This is a genomic window from Pseudopedobacter sp. (assembly GCF_040392825.1).
GTDB lineage: Bacteria > Bacteroidota > Bacteroidia > Sphingobacteriales > Sphingobacteriaceae > Pseudopedobacter.
Genome location: NZ_JBEBVH010000338.1, coordinates 1 through 3,697 on the forward strand (window position 1 = coordinate 1; position 3,697 = coordinate 3,697).

General features: G+C 37.5%; 2 protein-coding genes. One reads left to right on the plus strand and one right to left on the minus strand.

Annotation, left to right across the window (positions count from 1 at the left end):
- The coding region (locus tag ABWO41_RS16555) for a ligand-binding sensor domain-containing protein (RefSeq protein WP_353140391.1) at positions 1-1,836 on the minus strand (1,836 nt) is incomplete at its 3' end.
- A gap of 178 nt (positions 1,837-2,014) precedes the next feature.
- Between ABWO41_RS16555 and ABWO41_RS16560 the strand changes: the two genes are divergently transcribed.
- Positions 2,015-3,697 (plus strand): arylsulfatase (locus ABWO41_RS16560; protein WP_353140393.1); only part of this gene is annotated, 1,683 nt, incomplete at its 3' end.

Sequence of the window (3,697 nt, forward strand, 5' to 3'; positions counted from 1 at the left end):
GTTTGAGGGAAGTCCGTACTTATTATCGTAGTTTGTAAAGCGATTATTCTTTGGGTCGTATTTAGAAATGCCGCGATTGGTTGTCAGCCAAATATATCCATTTCCGTCTTCCAGTATTCCATAAACATTGTTATTGGCCAGCCCATTATTGGTAGTAAAATTGTTGAACCTATTTTTTTCAATATTATAAACACAGACCCCGCCATTTAGCGTCCCAAACCATAGCTGTTGCTTACTGTCTTTGTATACACTTATAATCTGGTTACTTGTATGAGTAATAGTAGCAGAATAGTGTTCTATATGCCCGTTTGAAGGCTTATATCTGTAAATTCCGTTAAATCTGGTGCAGAACCATAAATCTCCGTTTTTATCCTCTGTAATATCGTAAATGAACTTATTGCCCAAAATATCAGGTCTAAAAAGCTTAAAGCTTTTCGTTTTATAATCAAAGGTGTTTAATCCATTTTGGGTACCTATCCACAAATTTCCCCGGCTATCCCGATAAATGGCATATACATAGTCGTTAGACAAAGAACTTTTATCGTCAATTTTATTCGTATAAATAATTGTTTTCTTCTTTTTAAGATCAAACTGGTGCAAGCCACCTAAAAATGTACCAACCCATATATTCCCATAACCATCATCGTGAATGGCATGAACGTTATTGATGTTTAAATAAAAAGGCCGGCTGGTCTTGTTTATATAGGAATAAGAATCCTTTTCGGGATTATAGATGGTTATACCACCGTCTTCTGTTCCAATCCATATATTACGCTGGCTGTCTTCCATCATCTGGCTAATCGCTTTTCCCGAAAGTCCCTTGCCATTATCGTTGGCGATGATGCTTTTAAAACCGTAGGTGTTTGATGGGATATAGTTTACACCTCCAAAGTAAGTACCCAGCCAGATTGAACCATCTTTTGCCAGATAGGCAGAATATATGGCTTTATCATTTAACTTTTTAGGATCGTTGCCAAAAGACTGCTGGTAATTCCCGGATATTGTTGTTTTTAAATTATATATATGTAAGCCATCTTCGGTACCTATATAAAGCAGATCTTTGCCGTCGCTTACAACAGATCTTACAGTATTGGCTTCCTGATTTTCTGAATTTGCGAAATTCAATCTGAAAAACCTCTGGTTCTCTGTATTGTAATAGAATAAGCCATAGTTTGTACACAACCAGAGAAAGCCTTTATTGTCTTTGTAAATATTAAATATATTGAAATCGGAAAAAGATAGTACGGATAGCGCAGAAGAATCAAATGTTCGGGAGACATTCCCATAACTGTCGATAATTTGTAGTTTATTTCCCAGACCTGCCAAAAAACTATTTTCAGATAATTTCCCTATAGCTTTAGCGGGGATATTCTTAGTACTTATCAGTTTGGCCTTGTTCTTAGCTATTTTGTATAATCCGGCGGTTGTACCAATGAAGATAGTTCTCGAGTTTTTAAAAAGGAATAATACAGGAGTTCTGTCTTTCAAAACAGTACTTTCTGTTAGCTGATCTGTCTTTTGATTGTAAATGTATAGCCCATTATCTGTGCCTACATATATAGAATCTCCATCACATAATAAAGCGCTTATTTTGTTCGCCGATCCCCCCAGTTTAGAATCTTCTATATAGTAATTTTTAATCTGATAGCTGTCGTATCGATTTAGCCCTTCTCTGGTAGCAAACCACATCAAACCTTTTTCATCCTGGCTTATTGCATATACTGTATTATGAGATAAACCCTGGTTTGAAGTAAGTTTTCTAAAACGGATCTCCTGAGCGGAAATATATCCGCTTAAATAAAAGATACAGTAAACAATACTGCAGAAATATTTCATAGCATTAGGCTTAAATCAGGGAATCTAATTTCAAAATTAAACTTAAGCAATTCAATAAATGTACAGTTGTTTAAGGGAAATTGAACAATAGTCCAGAATAATTTAACGACAATGCTAATCGAAAAGGTGTTTTTTAAACTAAAATTGTCAAAAGGAAAACCAGTTATTTTATCTAATCATGAAAGTAATTCGCATTGGGGTCTTAACCTCATTTACGTTATTAGCTATGTTAGCGCAAAGTGTAATGTCATTTGCGCAAGACAGATCGCCAAAAAAAGAACCTAATATCATCATCATCATGGCAGACGATCTGGGGTATTCTGATTTAGGCTGTTATGGAGGTGAAATCAATACACCAAATTTAGACTGGCTGGCAAGCCAGGGAGTGCGTTTTAACAGTTTTTATAATGCGAGCAGATGTTGTCCTACAAGAGCATCTATGTTAACCGGACTTTACCCGCATACTGCCGGGATAGGAAACATGACAATGGATCAGCAAAAGCCAGGATATAGAGGCGGTTTAACATCTAATACTGTGACCATTGCGCAGGTTTTAAAAAATGCGGGTTACCAAACAGGAATGGTAGGGAAGTGGCATGTATCTGAAACCCGGCCTTTTCAGGAAAAAGAACAACAGTTGGAATGGTTAGACCATAAGATTAAGAATAAAGATTTTGCAGATACTCTATCGTACCCAACCCACAAAGGATTCCAAAAATACTATGGTAATATCTGGGGAGTGGTAGACTATTTCGATCCGTTTTCTTTGGTAAACGGAACAAAACCTGTACAAAATGTACCGAAGGACTTTTATTATACCAATGCCATTGGCGATTCTACAGTAGCATATGTTCAGCAGTTTTCTGCCAATAAGGATCCTTTTTTCATATACATGGCATTTACAGCACCTCATTGGCCACTTCAGGCTTTGGAGAAGGATATCAAAAAATATGAAAACACTTACAAAAAGGGTTGGGATTATATCAGAGAGCGACGTTATCAGAAAATGATAAAATTGGGATTAATTGATCCGAAGCAGACTGCTTTGTCTGATTTTATTGCTGATGGAAAGACATGGAACAGTAATAAGGATTCTGTATGGGATGCCAGAGCAATGGCTGTACATGCTGCAATGGTAGACTGTTTAGATCAGAATGTCGGTAAACTGATTGACCAATTAAAAAAGTCGGGAGAGTTGGAAAATACACTGATTATGTTTCTTTCTGATAACGGAGCCAGCCCGGAGCGCCCCGAAGTATTTGGTCCCGGTTTCGATAGGTCCGGAACTACCCGGGAGGGAGAAAAAGTTAGCTTCTCTGTAAATAAAGATGTATTGCCCGGCCCGCAAACTACCCATATGGGAATTGGACAACAGTGGGCAAACGCAATTAATACCCCATTCCGTTATTGGAAAGCTAAAGAATATGAAGGAGGAATAAATACCCCGTTTATTGCTTATTGGCCAAAAGGTATTAAAGGGAAAAACACATTTAATAGTGTTCCGGCACATATCATAGATTTAATGGCGACTTGCATTGATATTTCAGGGGCAGAATATCCAAAAGTTTTCGAAGGTAATGCGATTACTCCTTCTCCGGGTAAAAGCCTGATACCTGTTTTTACAGGAAAAATCAAAAAACAGCTTCATGATGAACTTTTTTGGGAGCATAATGGAGCTGCGGCACTTAGACAGGGAGATTGGAAGATTGTTAGGTTGGACGGGAAATCGAACTGGGAGCTATATAATCTGGCTACAGACCGTTCTGAAACCGTGAACCTTGCTGAAAAATTTCCTGAAAGAGTTGGTCAAATGAAAGAAAAGTGGAATCAATTGGCACACGAGTATAAAGTGTTTCCAAAA